The organism is Streptomyces sp. 1331.2, assembly GCF_900199205.1.
Taxonomy (GTDB): Bacteria; Actinomycetota; Actinomycetes; order Streptomycetales; family Streptomycetaceae; genus Kitasatospora.
This window is the reverse complement of the sequence record NZ_OBMJ01000001.1, coordinates 3507866-3524428: the sequence shown is the minus strand read 5'-3', so window position 1 is coordinate 3524428 and position 16563 is coordinate 3507866. Positions and strand designations below refer to the sequence as shown.

15 protein-coding genes and 1 pseudogene are annotated in these 16563 nt (G+C 71.1%); 8 read left to right on the top strand and 8 right to left on the bottom strand.

Annotated features, from left to right (window positions below):
* Window positions 1-229: 229 nt before the first annotated feature.
* Entirely contained in the window at window positions 230-2851 is a 2622-nt protein-coding gene (locus tag CRP52_RS14860) for an RICIN domain-containing protein (protein WP_097236834.1), read from the bottom strand.
* Between the two features lie 238 nt (window positions 2852-3089).
* Here CRP52_RS14860 and CRP52_RS14855 point away from each other — a divergent pair, with 238 nt between their 5' ends.
* Window positions 3090-5516 carry a non-reducing end alpha-L-arabinofuranosidase family hydrolase gene (locus CRP52_RS14855; RefSeq protein ID WP_257032491.1) on the top strand — a complete coding sequence of 809 codons (2427 nt, stop codon included), beginning with the start codon at window positions 3090-3092 and terminating at the stop codon, window positions 5514-5516.
* 103 nt (window positions 5517-5619) lie between these two features.
* Here the strand turns inward: CRP52_RS14855 and CRP52_RS14850 are convergent, their stop codons facing one another.
* The 3 genes from CRP52_RS14850 to CRP52_RS14840 form a co-directional block, all read right to left on the bottom strand.
* Window positions 5620-6336, bottom strand: coding sequence for a hypothetical protein (locus CRP52_RS14850; protein ID WP_097236833.1), 717 nt, complete (start codon window positions 6334-6336; stop codon window positions 5620-5622).
* Between the two features lie 94 nt (window positions 6337-6430).
* Entirely contained in the window at window positions 6431-7255 is an 825-nt protein-coding gene (locus CRP52_RS14845; protein WP_097236832.1) for a hypothetical protein, read from the bottom strand.
* Window positions 7252-7797, bottom strand: coding sequence for an RNA polymerase sigma factor (locus CRP52_RS14840; RefSeq protein WP_179852799.1), 546 nt, complete (start codon window positions 7795-7797; stop codon window positions 7252-7254). The genes CRP52_RS14845 and CRP52_RS14840 overlap by 4 nt, the downstream gene beginning before the upstream one ends.
* An 87-nt stretch (window positions 7798-7884) precedes the next feature.
* On the opposite strand from CRP52_RS14840, the gene CRP52_RS14835 reads away from it, so the two are divergent.
* On the top strand, window positions 7885-8808 hold the full coding sequence (locus CRP52_RS14835) for a serine/threonine-protein kinase (protein WP_097236831.1): 924 nt from the start codon (window positions 7885-7887) through the stop codon (window positions 8806-8808).
* Between the two features lie 36 nt (window positions 8809-8844).
* Window positions 8845-9081: pseudogene (locus tag CRP52_RS14830) on the top strand (LLM class flavin-dependent oxidoreductase); the annotation flags it as partial.
* Window positions 9082-9121: 40 nt separating this feature from the next.
* Here CRP52_RS14830 and CRP52_RS14825 read toward each other — a convergent pair.
* From CRP52_RS14825 to CRP52_RS14810, 4 genes are read right to left on the bottom strand one after another with little or no spacing between them, the layout of a single operon-like run.
* Entirely contained in the window at window positions 9122-9586 is a 465-nt protein-coding gene (locus tag CRP52_RS14825) for a hypothetical protein (RefSeq protein WP_097236830.1), read from the bottom strand.
* The gene (locus CRP52_RS14820; RefSeq protein ID WP_097236829.1) at window positions 9583-10182 is read right to left on the bottom strand and encodes a MarR family transcriptional regulator; all 600 of its coding nucleotides are present in this window, start codon (window positions 10180-10182) and stop codon (window positions 9583-9585) included. The genes CRP52_RS14825 and CRP52_RS14820 overlap by 4 nt, the downstream gene beginning before the upstream one ends.
* 59 nt (window positions 10183-10241) lie before the next feature.
* Window positions 10242-11474: a hypothetical protein gene (locus tag CRP52_RS14815; protein ID WP_097236828.1), complete on the bottom strand. Its 1233-nt coding sequence runs from the start codon at window positions 11472-11474 to the stop codon at window positions 10242-10244.
* Window positions 11475-11507: 33 nt separating this feature from the next.
* Complete coding sequence (locus CRP52_RS14810) at window positions 11508-11822, bottom strand: hypothetical protein (protein ID WP_097236827.1); 315 nt, start codon at window positions 11820-11822, stop codon at window positions 11508-11510.
* 81 nt (window positions 11823-11903) lie between these two features.
* Here CRP52_RS14810 and CRP52_RS14805 point away from each other — a divergent pair, with 81 nt between their 5' ends.
* The 5 genes from CRP52_RS14805 to CRP52_RS14785 all read left to right on the top strand — a co-directional run bounded on the left by CRP52_RS14805 (window position 11904) and on the right by CRP52_RS14785 (window position 16494).
* Complete coding sequence (locus CRP52_RS14805) at window positions 11904-12791, top strand: LLM class flavin-dependent oxidoreductase (RefSeq protein ID WP_097236826.1); 888 nt, start codon at window positions 11904-11906, stop codon at window positions 12789-12791.
* A gap of 88 nt (window positions 12792-12879) precedes the next feature.
* Window positions 12880-13515 (top strand): hypothetical protein, encoded by a 636-nt coding sequence (locus CRP52_RS14800; RefSeq protein WP_097236825.1) that lies wholly within the window; start codon window positions 12880-12882, stop codon window positions 13513-13515.
* Window positions 13516-13614: 99 nt separating this feature from the next.
* Window positions 13615-14682: an ABC transporter ATP-binding protein gene (locus CRP52_RS14795; RefSeq protein ID WP_097236824.1), complete on the top strand. Its 1068-nt coding sequence runs from the start codon at window positions 13615-13617 to the stop codon at window positions 14680-14682.
* A complete protein-coding gene (locus CRP52_RS14790; RefSeq protein ID WP_097236823.1) occupies window positions 14666-15565 on the top strand; it encodes an ABC transporter permease in 900 nt (299 codons plus the stop codon). The genes CRP52_RS14795 and CRP52_RS14790 overlap by 17 nt, the downstream gene beginning before the upstream one ends.
* 11 nt (window positions 15566-15576) lie before the next feature.
* Window positions 15577-16494, top strand: coding sequence for an ABC transporter ATP-binding protein (locus tag CRP52_RS14785; protein ID WP_097236822.1), 918 nt, complete (start codon window positions 15577-15579; stop codon window positions 16492-16494).
* The last annotated feature ends 69 nt before the right edge of the window (window positions 16495-16563 follow it).

The following is a 16563-nucleotide window of genomic DNA, read 5'->3' as shown; positions in this document are numbered from 1 at the left end:
CGGTTCGTTCGCCGGCAGCGTTCCTGCCGACACCAGGAACTCTGCCGAACGGCCGGACCGCGGCCCAGTCACGTCTTCGCGGGGGCGCGCTCCGGGTCACGGACCCGCGTGACCGCTGCCACGGGATGCCGGGAAGCCCGGGAAGCCCGGGGTACCACGGCAGTCCCGGGCAGCACAGCACTGCGGGGCCGCAGGCAGGAGTGCCTGCGGCCCCGCACAGGAGTCCGGATCAGGAAGGGTCGCCGTACTGCAGACCGCGCCCGTTGGTGCCGATGTAGACCCGGCCGTAGGTGTCGGGATCGCCGGTGACGATGCCCGCACCGGCGAAGTTGCCCCACTGGTGGGCGTCGTCGTTGATGCGCAGCCAGGTGGCGCCCGCGTCGGTGGAGCGGAAGACGCCGGCGACGCCCTTGACGGTGCCGATCAGGTACAGGGCCTGGTAGGAGGCGCCCGGCGCGGCCTTGCCGAAGCCGACGGCGGAGGCGGACTGCACCGACCCGAGGGTGGTGAAGCTGCGGCCGCCGTCGGTGGAGTGGAGCAGCCCCTTGCCGCCGCCGGCGATCCACAGGTCACCCGCGACACCGGGGACGGCGCTGAGCTTGCCGGCGGGCAGGTTGCCGGCGCGGGCTGCGAAGTTCGCGCCGCCGTCGGTGCTGGCGTAGAGCGTGCCGCCGACCAGCGAGTAGAAGGTGCCGGCGGAGGACCGGTCGGCGACGACCACGGCGTCGGTGCCCAGGCCGTTGACCCTCGACCAGCTCGCCCCCCGGTCGGTGGAGCGGTACGGGGCCTGGCCGGCCTCGGTCCAGACGATGCCGGAGCCGTCCGCCGCGATGGCGATGTGGCCGCTGTCGGCGCTGGGGACCGGCTCCGTCTTGAAGCCGTTCCAGGTGTGGCCGCCGTCGGTGGAGAGGGCGCCGTCCTGCTCGCCGCCCCTGCCGACCCGGACCACCAGCGAGGGGTTGGCCTGGGCGAAGTCGACGGAAGTGCTGTTGTAGATCGTCGGGTTGACCAGCCGCCCGGACGGCTCCTTCTTCAGGTCGTCGTACACGAATCCGCCCTGGTCGCCCATCGAGGTGATGAGGGCCGTGGCGCCGGGCGGGGAGACCGCGTCGTACAGCGCGGTCTCCTCCAGTCCGCGGGCTCCGATGGTCCAGTGACTGGTGCCGCCGTTGTCGGTGGCGTTGGCGTCCTTGCTGGCCCAGATGCCGTTGCCGGTGCCGTACAGCACGTGCCCGGAGTCGAACGGGTCGATGCTCAGGGCGGTCATCCAGTGCCCGATGCCGGTACCGAGGTACGGGGCGATGGAGGCGTCCCGCACCGACTTGTCGGCCTGGGTCTTCCAGGTCGCTCCGCCGTCGGTGGAGCGGTAGACCTCGTCCGCGGGCCACCAGCGGTCGAGGGTGGTGACCATCACCGTGGACGGCTTCTGCGGGTCGACGGCCAGACCGGCGAACCCGTAGTTGCCCTGGGACGGGGAGACGTTCTTCCACGTCCCGCCGTTCGTCGCGTACTTCCAGACCGCTCCCGCCGTCACGCCGTTGGGCCCGGGGTTGTTGGTGTACGTCACGTACAGCGAGCCGTCTGCGGAGAGCACGCCGTGCTGCGGCACGTAGCCGGTGGGCTGCCCGGAGACGGCCTGCCAGGTGGCGCCGCCGTCGGTGGAGCGGTAGAGGTTGGTGGACTTGTCGGCGACGCCGACGTAGACCGTGTTGCTGCCGGCCGGGCCGTAGGTCACGAAGGAGATGCCGGTGCCGAAGCTCGCCCCGTCCTTGACGGGGAACGAGGAGACCTGGTTCCAGGTCTTACCGGCGTCGGTGCTGCGCCACAGACCGTTCTTGCGGGTGCCCAGCAGCAGGGTGTCGTGGTTCGCGGGGTCGATCACCAGGCGTTCGCCCGCCCCGCGGCCGTCCTCGTTGCCGCCCAGCTTGAACGGCAGGTCGGTGCGCTGGAAGGTGCGGCCGCGGTCGGTGGAGCGCAGGATCGAGCCGTTCCCGGCCCAGTCGTTGGTGTAGGTGCCCGCCGCGAGGTAAAGCCGGTCGGGGTCGACGGGGTCGGTGGCCAGCGACTCGATGCCCAGCAGGTTCCAGTCCTTCCCGCCGACCCAGTCGGTCAGCGGGATCCACTGCTCGGCGCCGGTGTCCCAGCGGTAGGCGCCACCCATGTCGGTGCGCGCGTACAGCAGGCCCTTCTCCTTCTGGTTGAAGACCAGCCCGGTGACGTAACCACCGCCCGCCACCGGGGCGTTCTGCCACACGTACGAGCCGTTCCCGGAGGTCTGGGCCCCGCCCGACTTCACCAGCTTCCACTGCTGGTTGGCGCTGCCCTTGCCGGGCCACTGGATGACCTGCGTGCCCCGGTCCGCGGAGTACCCGAAGACGTCCAGCACCTGTCCGCTCCGGCGGGAGGTGAGGGTGACGGCGTCGGAACCGCTCACGGTGTCGATCCGCCACTGCTGGGAGCCCGAGGAGCGGTCCGTCTGCTGCTCGGCGGGAGCGCCCTGGCCGGTCGAGTCGCCGGTGATGCCCAGCACCTTGCCGCTGTTGCGGTTCACCAGCTCGTAGTAGCCGTCCCCGGTGGCCTTGAGCTTCCACTGCTGGTTGGCGGTGTCCTGGTCGGGCCACTGCTGGATGCGGGTGCCGTCGGCGGTGGCGCCGGCGTTGACGTCCAGCACCTGGCCGCTGCGTACGGAGACCAGCCGGTAGTAGGCGCCGTCGTCGATCGTCGCGGCCTGCGACTCCTCGTGCACGAAGAAGTACGACACGGCGGCGAGGGGCACACCGAGCAGCAGAGCGGTGGCGCCCGCACGACGGCGGTGACGCCCGCGTCGGCTGCCCTTCGGAGGAGTGCTCATGGGTAGACGTTCTCCTTGCGAACCGTTCACGGAAGAGGTGCGGGTCCGGCCGGCGGCACCGGCCGGATCCACCCCCTTGTGGTCACCGGATCCGCAAAGGTTGCCGCGAGCCGGGATTTCGTTTCCGGGTCGGCTCGACGAAACGTTCTTCCAGACCGCGGCAACCTTCCTGCGCGCGGCGGCAACTGACGGGCAACGAGGCCGATGTCGAGGCCCACCATGTCGGAGGGACAAGCCGTTGTCAGACCGGAACCGTGTTCATCGCCGCCGTCCGCCCACCCGCCGCGTCATCGCCGTCGCCGTGGCCCTCGCCGCGGTGGGCGCGGCCGTACCGCTGATCGCCCAGGCCGCGTTCACGTCGAACGCCGGCACGCCGACCACGCTGGGCGCGGCGGCGGCCGGCAGCGGCCGCTACTTCGGCACCGCGGTGGCCGCGGGCAGGCTCGGAGACTCGACCTACTCCACCATCCTCGACCGGGAGTTCAACACGATCACCCCGGAGAACGAGATGAAGTGGGACAGCACCGAACCGTCCCGGGGGTCGTTCAACTTCGGCCCCGGCGACACGATCGTCAACCACGCCGCCGCGCACAACCAGAAGATGCGCGGCCACACCCTGGTCTGGCACTCCCAACTGCCCGGCTGGGTCAAGTCCATCAACGACGCCGGCACCCTGCGCGGCGTGATGAACAACCACATCACCCAGGAAGCCACCCACTACAAGGGGAAGATCTACGCCTGGGACGTGGTCAACGAGGCCTTCGCCGACGACGGCAGCGGCCGCCACCGCAGCTCCGTCTTCCAGGACGTCCTGGGCGACGGCTTCATCGAGGAGGCGTTCCGCACCGCGCGCGCCGCCGACCCCGGTGCCAAGCTCTGCTACAACGACTACAACATCGAGAACTGGTCCGACGCCAAGACCCAGGGCGTCTACCGCATGGTCAAGGACTTCAAGTCCCGCGGCGTGCCCATCGACTGCGTCGGCTTCCAGAGCCACTTCGGCGCCGGCGGCGCCCCGGGGAGCTTCCGCACCACCCTGGCCGAGTTCGCCGCGCTCGGCGTGGACGTCCAGCTCACCGAACTCGACATCGCCCAGGCGTCCGCCGACGCGTACGCCAACGCCGTCCGGGCCTGCCTCGACACCCCGCGTTGCACCGGCATCACCGTGTGGGGCATCCGCGACAGCGACTCCTGGCGCACCGGCGAGAACCCGCTGCTGTTCGACAACAACGGCAACCGGAAGCCCGCCCACAACGCGGTGCTCACCACCCTGAACGCGAGCAGCGGCGGCACCCCGAACGGGGACATCACCTCCGGCGCGGTCTACACGCTCACCGGCACCGCCACCGGCCGCGTCCTCGACGAACCCGCCGGCCAGAACGGCAACGGCACCCCGCTCCAGGTCTGGGACGCCAACGGTGACGCCGCCAACCAGCAGTGGCGGGCGGCCCGCAACGGTGACGGCACCTACACGCTGACCAACGTCGCCAGCGGCCGGGTCCTGGACGAGCCGGGCAACCGGACCGGCAACGGGACGAAGATGCAGGTCTGGGACTCCAACGGCGGCGCCAACCAGCACTGGAAGGCCGCCCGCAACAGCGACGGCACCTACACCCTGACCAACGTCGCCAGCGGCCGGGTCCTGGAGACCCCCGGCGACCGGACCGCCAACGGCACGGCCGTCCAGATCTGGGACTCCTGGGGCGCCGCCAACCAGCACTGGAGCTTCAAGCCGTCCACGCCGACGGGCGGCAGCACCTGCGCCCTGCCGTCGACGTACCACTGGTCCTCGTCCGGCGCGCTGGCCCAGCCGGCCAACGGGTGGGCGTCGGTGAAGGACTTCACCGACGTGGTGTACAACGGCAAGCACCTGGTCTACGCCTCGAACGTGAACGGCTCCTCGTACGGCTCGATGATGTTCAGCCCGTTCACCAACTGGTCGGACATGGCCTCCGCCCCCCAGACCGGGATGAACCAGGCCGCGGTGGCGCCCACGCTGTTCTACTTCGCGCCCAAGAACATCTGGGTGCTCGCCTACCAGTGGGGCCAGTCGCCCTTCGTCTACCGCACCTCCAGCGACCCGACGAACCCCAACGGCTGGTCCGCGCCGCAGTCGCTGTTCACCGGCTCCATCCCCAACTCCGGTACCGGCCCGATCGACCAGACCCTGATCGGCGACGACCAGAACATGTACCTGTTCTTCGCCGGTGACAACGGCAGCATCTACCGGGCGAGCATGCCGATCGGGAACTTCCCGGGCAACTTCGGCTCCTCGTACACCACCGTCATGACCGACACCGTGAAGAACCTCTTCGAGGCACCGCAGGTCTACAAGGTCAAGGACCGGAACCAGTACCTGATGATCGTCGAGGCCCGCGGCGCCAACGAGCAGCGCTACTTCCGCTCCTTCACCGCCACCAGCCTGGGCGGCACCTGGACCCCGCAGGCCGCGAGCGAGAACACCCCCTTCGCCGGCAAGGCCAACAGCGGCGCCACCTGGACCGACGACATCAGCCACGGCGACCTCGTCCGCGACAACCCCGACCAGACCATGACCATCGACCCCTGCAACCTGCGCCTCCTCTACCAGGGCAAGTCCCCCGCTGCCACCGGCCCCTACGACCGACTCCCCTGGCGCCCGGGCCTGCTCACCCTCCAGCGCTGAGCAGTCCCCGATCCACCACCGGGAGCCGCGGCCGCCTCGGCGGCGTTCGGCCCCGTTCAGCCCCGCTCCGCCCGGTGCCGCCGGGCGGAGCGGGGCTGCCCGTTCAGGAGGAGAGGCGGTTCAGCGCTGCGGTGGCGATGCCTTCGACGTAGGTCGGGGCGTCGGTGGGCTGGCCGCTGAGCTCGACGATGGCGACCTTGGTGCCGCTGCGCAGGACCGCGACCCCGCCGGTGGCGGTGCCGTCGCCGTTGTAGGCCGGGTACCAGCGGGCATTGCCGCCGGTGACGGTCAGGGTGTGGGCCGCGCCGTAGTGCCAGTGGCCGGCGGGCTCGTCCTGGCAGTCCTGGACGAGCTCGACGAGCTGCTTCTCCCAGGTGTCGGCCGCGGTCCCGGTGGGGGCGCTCGCGGCCGACTCCATCAGCATGCCCTTGGTGTCGAAGGTCCAGTTCACGGACGCGTACGCGGTGGCCTGGCCCTTGGTCAGGTCGCGCATCGTCTCCTCGCCGGAGCACGCGGACAGCGCCTGGCCTCCGGTCAGCGCGACGGTCGCGCCGACCGGGTTCAGGCCCTGCCGGAAGTCCTCGCTCTGGACGAGGCGGGCGGAGCCGAGTGCGGGCGCGGCGGCCGCGGCCGGGTGGGCGGCGGTGGTCGACTGGGCGGCGGCCGCGGGGCGGTGTGCGGCGGTGTGCGCGGCCCCGTCGGCGGTGGCCGACTGGGCGCCGACGACGCTGACCGTGATCAGCGAGGCGGCGAAGCAGGCCGCGGCGGCGAGCCGGTTGCGGCGAACGGACTTCTGCTGGACGGTCTGGTTCTCGTTCATCTGGTCCCCCTGCTGGTCGGGACGCCTGTTGCGTCCTCGTACAACCGGGGAGATGCCGCCCACGGAGGGAAAGTTGGAGCCCCGACCCGCTGTTTCACAGCTGTGACAGAGCGGTCCTGACGACGCGGTCCATCGCGGCCGTGCCCAGGCAGGCGTGGACCTCCAGCACTCCGTAGTGGTTGCCGCTGCGCAGCACGGCGATGCCGCCGCAGGTCTCCTTGCCCTCGGGCGCTCTGCCGGTGGTGTTGAGCGATCCCTGGTAGTAGCCCATCCAGCTCGCGGTGACGTCCGGGGCGAGCTGCAGCGTCATGGTCCTTCCGTAGACCCAGTGCCCTGGAGGTTCCTCCTGGCAGGACACCGCCTCCAGCAGCAGGCGCTCGGCGAAGTTCTGCGCCAGGGACGGGCTCTGGGCCTCGGCGGCGACCTCGCGGGCGACCTGGTCGACGCTGTCGGCGGCCAGCGTGCGGTCGTCCGGGTCGGCGCGGGTGCTGGTCATCAGCCCGCGGAAGCGGGCACCGGGCCCGCCCAGGGTCTGAGTGAGGGTCTTCTCGCCGGTGCAGGCCGCGTTGGCGTAAGCCCCGTCGCCGTACCGGTCGATGACGTGGATCCGCTCGGTGCCGACGTCCGGGCTGAACGCCGCGGGTTCCAGAAGGTTCGCGATCGTCACCGGCCCGGTCGCACCGGTCGCACCGGCCGGCGCGGTCGGCGCGGCGGAGCCGGAGGCCGAGGACGCGCCCTGGGACGCCCCGCCGGCCGCGGCACCCGACTGCGCTGCCGCCTGCCCGGTGGCGCCGGTGGGCGCCGGCAGGACGAACCGGCCGGCCACCAGCCCGAGTGCGGCGGCCGCGACCAGGGCGGCGACGGCGGACCGGAGCCGGACGACGGTGTGGCCGCCGCCCGCCGCGGGACCGCGGTTCACAGGCCGGTGACCAGGCGCCCGCGCATGAATCGGCGGGCCTGGTGGATACGGTCCTTGACCGTGCCCAGCGGGGCGTCCAGCTGCTCGGCCACCTGGACGTAGGTCAGGTCCCCCAGGTCGCGCAGCACGAAGGACTCCACCAGGGCGGGGTGCTGCTGCTCCAGCGCGGCCAGCGCCTCCATCAGGTCGAGCCTGGTCCCGGCGATGACGCTGGTGGTGCGCGGGTCGACGGACTCGGGGAGGTCGGCGTGGCTGTCCTCGGCGCGCCGGCGCATCGAGCGGTAGGTGGACCGGGCGGCGTTCGAGGCGATCACCGTCACCCAGCCCAGGAAGGAGCCGTGACCGCCGTACCCGCCCAGGTGCGTGCTGATGGACAGCAGCGCGTCCTGCGCGGCCTCCTCCGCATCGGCGTGGTGGGGCAGGAAACGGGAGCAGCGGCGCAGCACCACCGGCCGCAGCTTGGCCAGCAGGTGCTCCAGCGCCCCCGGGTCGCCCGCCTGAGCAGCCGCCACGAGCCGTTCCAGCTCGGCTTCCTCGAACACCCGGATTCCCCCGTTTCGTCCCGCCTGGTACCCCACCCGCCGAACGGGAGTTCCACACTCCCGCCGACTCCGGCAGAATGCTGCCACATGCGCAAGCTCGGCCGTTACCTCCTCCTGGAGCGGCTCGGAGCCGGCTCCTTCGCGACGGTCTGGAAGGCCTACGATCCGGAGCTCGACACCGAGGTCGCGGTGAAGGTGCTGGCCGAGAACTGGGCCGCCAACGCCGATGTGCGCGAGCGGTTCCTGGCGGAGGCGAGGCTGCTGCGCCGGATCGCCAGCCCGCGGGTGGTCCGGGTGCACGACGTCGGCGTGCAGGAGGACCGGCCGTACTTCGTCATGGACTACGTCCGCGGCGGCACCCTGGCCGACCGGGTCGGGCAGTGCGACCGGCAGGAGGCGCTGCGGCTGGCGGCGGAGGCGGGCTACGCGGTCCAGGTCCTGCACGAGGCGGGCGTGGTGCACCGCGACGTCAAGCCGTCCAACCTGCTGCTCTCCACCGGCTCCGCGCCCGCCGCGGTGCTGGTGGCGGACCTGGGCAGCGCCAAGCAACTGGCCGACGCATCCGGGCTGACGGTGACCACGGGCACACCCGCGTACATGGCACCGGAACAGGCCTTCCAGACCGGCGGGTTCGACGGGAGGGCCGACGTGTACGCGCTGGCCGTCGTGGCCTACGAGCTGCTGACCGGGCAGAAGCCGTTCGGCTCGGGCGGACGCGCCACAGCCCTGATGACCGGCCAGCCGACCGCCACGACGCTGCCGGCGCTCCCGGCCGGAGCGGAGCTCCCACCGAACCTCGCCCTGCTGCTCCGGACCGCGATGTCCGTCGAGCCGGCGGACCGACCGCCCACCGCCCAGGCCTTCGCAGACGCGCTGCTGGCCCCGGTCCCGCAGTCCCAGCCCCCGGGGCCGGTCCGGGAAGGGCCCGGGTGGCTGACCCCGCGCGCGGTCTGGCTGGCGGCGGGCACGGTGTTCACGGCGACGACCCTGCTGAGCTGGCTGCAGCGCTGAATCCGACAGCGAGCCGCCTCCCGTAGGGTCGGTGGTATGCGTCTGAGCACGGTGATCCTCCCCATCCACCGGTGGAGCGAGGGACAGAAGATCTGGCGGCGGGCCGAGGACCTCGGGTTCCACGCCGCGTACACCTACGACCACCTGTCGTGGCGGTCGTTCCGGGACGAGCCCTGGTTCGGGGCGGTGCCCACGCTGACCGCCGCCGCGACGGCCACCGAGCGGCTGCGGCTGGGGACGCTCGTCACCTCGGTCAAGCCTCGTTCACCTATCGCGTGCTGATCTGATCGACTCGATCGGTCACCGCAGTGCGTCAGAAAGGGCTCATCTCGTCCAGGACGCGCTGAGCAAGCTCGGTGATCGCCTTCACCTTCGGGACATCGTTGGCCACGTCCTGGGCTTCGATCTCGGGTGCGTCCAGATCCGCGTACTCCGCCTGGTTCCGACGTCGGCGCATGCGGTCGAAGGGCCTGAGCGTCGCCCCAAGAGGTGGATCGAGCTGTGCACTGACCGCTTCCAGGACCGCGATGTGCCCCCCTCGGCTGGTCGGTCGCAACCCCTGGTTCTCCAAGACCGCGACCAGCGCCTTGCGCGCTGCGTCGTACAGCAGTTGGTAGGCGCCGATCGCATCGAAGGAAGCGACCGCCTCTGCTGCCTTGAGGTGGTTCGACGCTTGGGCCAGCAGGTTGTCCGCCTGCTCCCGGCTCGCGGGTACGCGCTCCAGCTCCTTGCGCGCCAACATGCTTTCGACTGCGGCGCGGCCCTGCTGCCACTTCATCCCTTGTGCTTCCTTTCGAACGCTTCGAGCTGAACTGTCGGCCGGCTTCTGACGCCCGTGAGGAACGGGTCCGTGCCCGGCTCGTGCCAGCGGGCCGACGAGATCCGGTGAACGTTGACGTCTCGGTCGAGCAGACGTTCCGCCTTGCGTGCAGCCTCGTACAGCTCGTCCTCGTCGGGGGTACCCACCACAAGGACATCGACGTCGTTGGGTACCCCGCCGCCCTCCCCGGTGTAACGGGCGGCCCAGGAGCCGTAGATGTGGGCTTCCTCTACGCCGGCGAGCGGTAGCAGCAGATCTCCGAGCACGGCGATCGGACCGTAGGTGAGGGCGAACAGCTCGGTCAGTGGGCCTGCCAGCCGCCCGGTGGCGTTGGCCCGCAGCAGCCGGAGGTTTCCGAGCCGTCGCTCTGTGATCAGTTCGGCCTCAACCAGCCGGTCCGCCTCGCGGCTGGCGGTTGCGGTCGAGACCCCGAAGCGTGCGGCAATGTCGGCAAGTGAGGTCTCTTCCTGCGGATGCAGATACAGCCAGGCCAGCATCTCCCCCTGGAACGGGGTGCGCAGGAGCGGCAGCAGTGCCGGCGGAGGAGTTTGCATAAGCCGCACAGTACCTTGCACCTTATGCAAATAGCCCCTGATGGGTCACTAATTCATCCCTACGAGTGATCGGAGGCCACGCGCCGTGCTCTGGTGAACTTCTGCCGTCCGGTGCCGGCGGCGAGCTCGCTGAGGCGCTCGCCGATCACGGAAACTCCCGGGCGGGGCTCCCGTGCGTAGTACCAGGACTTGCGCCGGAGCAGCAGCTCCTCGCCGTGCTCGTCCCAGGTGAATCCGGGCTTCCGCAGCAGTTTCCGGAACACCTCGTCGACGGTCTCCGGGTGGGCGGCGGCCAGGCGGCGGAGCGGCAGCGGTGCAATCGACTCCTCGCGCAGGTACACGCGCAGCAGGTCCTGGTGCTGCCTGCGGCCAGGGAGGGCCGGATCGGCGAAGAGGTCCCGCAGCATCCCGTAGTCCGGGTAGAAGTAGAGTCCGTCGACTTCGTCATAAATGGCACCGACCATTTCCGATTCCGCGAGTCCTCGCGGAAGTTCGAAGACCGGGAAATCAAGGCCGGGCAGCCGACTGCCCCGGGCCCGGACAGGCTGCCCGGCGACAGCCTGCCGGTGCCGGTAGTAGGCGTTGAGCCGGTCCTCGGCTTCGGCAGGGGGAAGGACCAGTTCGTCGCTGCCGAAGAACTCGATGAACGCGGCCCGGTCCTGGCGCATCGACTCCCATCCCTGCTCGATCTTCTCGGGGTTGCGGAAGACCAGTTCGGGTCGGCTGGTGGCCAGTTGGAGTGCGGCGCGGGCGATCTCGGTGGAACTGGACCTCGGGTACGACGACATCGCCCCGGAGACCAGCCACACCCCGTCCGCCGAGTGGACGGGAACCAGGCAGGCGAGGAGAAAGCCTCCCTTGGACACTCCGCGGAAGGCCGCCCGCCCGACGTTCGAGTACGTGCGGTACTCCAGGTCGTCGATCAGGTTCAGCAGGACGACGGCGTCCCCGTCCTTGCGCCGGACCTCGAAGATGCCCTCGACGGGGTCACGCCAGCCGAGCAGCATCTCCCGATCGGCGTCGTTCAAGTCCCGCCGTCCGGCGACGAACCGGTCCACCACGGTCGAACCGTCCGGCAGGCGGTGCCGCAGGATGAAGTTGTCGATGATCCGGATCGCATCGCCCTCCTCCAGCTGCCGCTCCGGGCCGGCGGCCTCCATCAGCAGCGGGGTCAGCCATCGGTCGAAGCGCGAGCTCTGAGCGAAGGCGACGAGTTCGTCCTTCAGCTCGGAGCATCGCTCGATCAGGCCCCGCAACGACGCCTCGTTCTCGGTCCGTACCACGACACCCATGCGGGTCCCTCTCGATCGTGAAGGTTCCGACGCTCAGTGCGCCCAGTAGTAGTGGTACGCCTCGACCCACTCCGCTCCGTCCGGAGCCGGATCCGGCAACGGAAGGTCCAGCAGCCCGATCGTCTGCCGGAACTCACCGTGGGTGCACAGGGCGACGATCCTTCCGTCCCGTGAGAGGTCGACGCCGCGCACGGTCACCTCGACGCCCAGCACCGACGTGCTGAACGGCATCGTCAGGTTCTCCTCGACGGCGGCGAACAGCGCCGACACCTCCTCGTGCTCGTCGTAGGTGTCGACCGTCGCCTCATCGACCAGCGCGGCCAGTTCTCGCTTGCTGAGCGTGCCCATGGCGCCACGCTAGCGGACCTGTTCACCGCTGGGTTGCGAGCGGTCCGAAGCCCCGCCGACTTGCGCGCGTATCGTCACAGCATGCGCTTGAGTACCGTTATCCTCCCCATCCACCGGTGGAGCGAGGGGCAGAAGATCTGGCGGCGGGCCGAGGACCTCGGTTTCCACGCCGCGTACACCTACGACCACCTGTCGTGGCGGTCGTTCCGGGACGAGCCCTGGTTCGGGGCGGTGCCCACGCTGACCGCCGCCGCGACGGCCACCGAGCGGCTGCGGCTGGGGACGCTCGTCACCTCGCCGAACTTCCGCCACCCGGTGACGCTGGCGAAGGAGCTGATCACGCTGGACGACGTGTCCGGCGGCCGGCTCACCCTGGGGATCGGGGCCGGCGGGATCGGCTTCGACGCGACGGCGATGGGGCAGCAGGCGTGGTCGCCCAAGGAGCGGGCGGACCGGTTCGGGGAGTTCCTGCCGCTGCTGGACGAGCTGCTGCGCCAGGACGCCACGACGCACGAGGGCACGTACTACTCGGCGGTCGAGGCCCGGAACATCCCCGGCTGCGTGCAGACCCCGCGGGTGCCGTTCTACGTCGCCGCCGCGGGCCCGCGCGGGATGCGGCTGGCCGCCGAGTACGGCCAGGGCTGGGTCACGTACGGAGACCCGAAGGGTCCGGCGGACGTGCCGGCCGAGCAGGCGCCCGGGGTGATCGCCGCGCAGATCGAGAAGCTGACGGCGGCCTGCGAGGTCAAGGGCCGGGACGTGGCCACACTGGAGAAGATGCTGCTCCAGGGCTCGACCGCGGAGAAGCCGCTGGCGTCGCTGGACGCCTTCGTGGACTGGGCGGGCACCTACCGGGAGCTGGGCATCACCGAGTTGGTGATCCACTGGCCGGTCCCCGACTCGATCTTCGCGAACGACCTCGCGGTCTTCGAGCGGATCGCCACCGAGGGCCTGGCCCAGCTGGGTTGATCGCCTCCCGCCGGGGTGCCCGGGGTCCGGGCGCTCCGGCGGCGTCGGGGCGAGGCGCTAGTCTGTCCGCCGCACCGCCAATCTGATCATGCGTTACAACGGGGGTTCCTTCGTCATGCCTGTTTCCAGGAGACTGCTCGCCACCGCCCTGGTCGCCGCCGCCGCGTTCGGTCTCGCGGCCTGCGGCCCGGACGACTCGTCGGACCAGGGTGCGGGAAGCGGGTCGAGCACCGCCACCGCCGCGCCGACCGCCGCCCCGACGGACGCCGCGCCCACCGCCGCCCCGGCCGGCACCGGCAAGCCCGTGCAGCCCGGCAGGACCGCGCCCAGCGCCACCCCGGCCGCCTCCGGCGAGCCCGAGGGCTTCTGCACCCACGGGCCGCTGCCCGCCGGGCAGAAGTGGATCTACCCGGTGAAGGGCACCAGCGCGACGACCCTGGTGTACAAGGACACCAAGGACGTCTGCGGCGTCGACGACGTCGGCTTCGACCCGGTGGGCGCCGACAAGACCGCCCCCATCGCGCCCACCGCCAAGGGCCACCTGAGCTCGGTGCTGGCCGCGCCGAAGGACGTCAACGTGACCGACCTGGTGAAGCACATCAACGAGTGCATCGCCACGCCGCACAACGAGAAGGGCTCGTACCCGTGCTCGCTCGGTGACTACAAGGTGGCGATCGACGCCTCCGGCAAGGTCACCGAGCTGTGGGAGCGCGCGCACAGCTGATCCGCCGCGCGGTTCACCACGTCCGGGCGCTGCCGACCCCTAGGGGCCGCAGCCCCGGACGTCATACCGCAGCAGCACGGGCCCTCGTCGTCCCGGCTCATGCCCCGTGCGGCGCAAGGCCGTTACGTTGAGGGCGTGTCCACAGCTGTCATCAAGACGGACGGCCTCACCAAGAGGTTCCCCCGGGTCACCGCCCTCGACCAGCTCACCGTCGAGGTGCGGCCCGGGGTGGTCGGGCTGGTCGGGTCCAACGGCGCGGGCAAGTCCACCCTGATCAAGATCCTGCTCGGGCTCGCCCCGGCGACCTCCGGCCGCGGCGAGGTGCTCGGCCTGGACGTCGCCACCCGGGGCTCCGAGATCCGCGAGCGGGTCGGCTACATGCCCGAGCACGACTGCCTGCCGCCGGACGTCTCCGCCACCGAGTTCGTGGTGCACATGGCCCGGATGGCGGGCCTGCCCGCCACCGCGGCCCGCGAGCGCACCGCGGACACCCTGCGGCACGTCGGCCTCTACGAGGAGCGGTACCGGCCGATGGGCGGGTACTCGACCGGCATGAAGCAGCGCGTCAAGCTCGCCCAAGCACTGGTCCACGACCCGAAGTTGGTGCTGCTGGACGAGCCGACCAACGGCCTCGACCCGGCCGGCCGGGACGAGATGCTGGCGCTGATCCGCCGGGTCCACTCCGACTTCGGCATCTCGGTGCTGGTCACCACCCACCTGCTCGGTGAGCTGGAGCGCACCTGCGACCACCTGGTCGTCATCGACGGCGGCAAGCTGCTGCGCTCCTCCTCCACCGCCTCCTTCACCGAGGCGACGGCCGTCCTCGCGGTCGAGGTCACCGACTTCCCGGAGGACCACGGCCGCGAGCAGCCCGGCGCGATCGGCCGCGAGCCCGGTGCGGCGGTCCGGGAGCGCCTTGCCGCGGCCGGCGTCGAGGCCCAGCCCGAGGGCTCCCACCTGCTGCTGGTCCGGCTCGCGGACGAGTCGACGTACGACACCGTCCGCGACACCGTCGCCGAACTGGGCCTCGGCCTGGTCCGGTTGGAACAGCGCCGGCACCGGGTCGCCGAACTCTTCACCGACGACAGCGACGACACCCACGACACCGACGACAGCCGCGACACCCAGCACAGCAGGGGAGGGACGGACGATGTCGCTGCCTCCTGAGACCGGGCCCGCCGACACCGGCGTCATCCACGACATCGGCTACCGCGGCTACGCCGGCCCCCGGCTCGGCCGCGCCTACGCGACCCGCTCGCTCTTCACCCAGAGCCTGCGCGCCGCCTACGGCCTCGGCCGCTCCGGCAAGTCCAAGGTGCTGCCGTTCCTGGTGCTGGGCGCGGTCACCGTGCCCGCCGTGCTCTTCGTGGCGATCGCGATCGCGATGAAGCGCGACGAACTGCCGGTCGAGTTCCCGGGCTACCTCTCCAGCCTCAGCCTGGTGGTCTCGGTGTTCCTCGCCTCCCAGGCGCCGGTGCTGCTCTCCCGGGACCTGCGGTACCAGACCGTGCCGCTCTACTTCTCCCGCCCGATCACCCGCACCGACTACGTCCGGGCCAAGTTCGCCGCCATGGTCTGCGCCCAACTGTTGCTGATGGCAGCCCCGTTGCTGGTGCTGTACGCGGGCGCGCTGCTCGGCGGGATGGATTTCGCGCACAACACCGGGCAGTTCCTGTACGGCCTGGCGGCGGCCGCACTGTACGCCGTGGTGCCCACCTCGGTGGCCCTGGTGATTGCGGCCGCCACCCCGCGCCGGGGCTTCGGGGTGGCCGCCATCATGGGCTACCTGGCGGTCAGCGCCGCGGTGGCCACCGTCGCGGTCGGCATCGGCAACCCGGGCACGACCGGCTCCGACAGCGCGCAGTGGACCTCGCTGATCTCGCCCACCGACCTGGTGGAGTCCCTGGTCAACGAGCTGTTCGGCCTCGGCGGCGGACTCGACCGCCGGCACGCGCCGGGCGGCCTCGGCCTGGCGGTGTTCGCGCTGGTCGCGGTCGCCATGGTGGTCGGCTCGTACCGGCTGCTGCTGAGCCGCTACAAGAAGGTTTGAGAGAGGGCGGCATGGCCACCATCAGCATCGACAAGGTCTCCCGCTGGTTCGGGAACGTGGTCGCGGTCAACGACGTCACCATGGCCATCGGCCCCGGCGTCACCGGTCTGCTCGGGCCCAACGGCGCGGGCAAGTCCACCCTCATCCACATGATGAGCGGCTTCCTTGCCCCGTCCGGCGGCGCGGTCACCCTGGACGGCACGCCGATCTGGCGCAACCAGCAGGTGTACCGGCAGATCGGCCTGGTCCCCGAACGGGAGTCGATGTACGACCACCTGACGGGCTGGGAGTTCGTGCTCGCCAACGCCGAACTGCACGGCCTGCCCCAGCCGGGCGCCGCCGCCCGCCGGGCCCTGGACCTGGTGGAGATGGCGCACGCCAAGGACCGCCGCACCGGGACGTACTCCAAGGGCATGAAGCAGCGGGTCAAGATGGCCTCCGCGCTGGTCCACGACCCGGCCGTGCTGCTGCTGGACGAGCCCTTCAACGGCATGGACCCGCGCCAGCGGCTCCAGTTGATGGAGCTGCTGCGCCGCTTCGGCGCGGACGGCCGCACCGTGCTGTTCTCCTCGCACATCCTGGAGGAGGTCGAGCAACTGGCCCGGCACATCGAGGTCGTGGTGGCCGGCCGGCACGCGGCCTCCGGCGACTTCCGCCGGATCCGTCGGCTGATGACCGACCGCCCGCACCGCTACCTGGTCCGCTCCAGCGACGACCGCCGGCTCGCCGCCGCACTGATCGCCGACGGTTCCACCACCGGCATCGAGGTGGACGAGCGGGAGCGGGCGCTGCGGATCGAGGCGGTGAACTTCCAGGGCTTCACCACCCTGCTGCCCAGGGTCGCCCGGGAGGCCGGGATCCGGCTGTACACCGTCTCCCCGGCCGACGAGTCGCTGGAGAGCGTCTTCTCGTACCTGGTCTCCGCGTGATGCCACCGATCATCCGGACCCAGGCCAACCGTGCCCAGGCCGACCGTGCCCAGGAAGGGGCCGACCGTC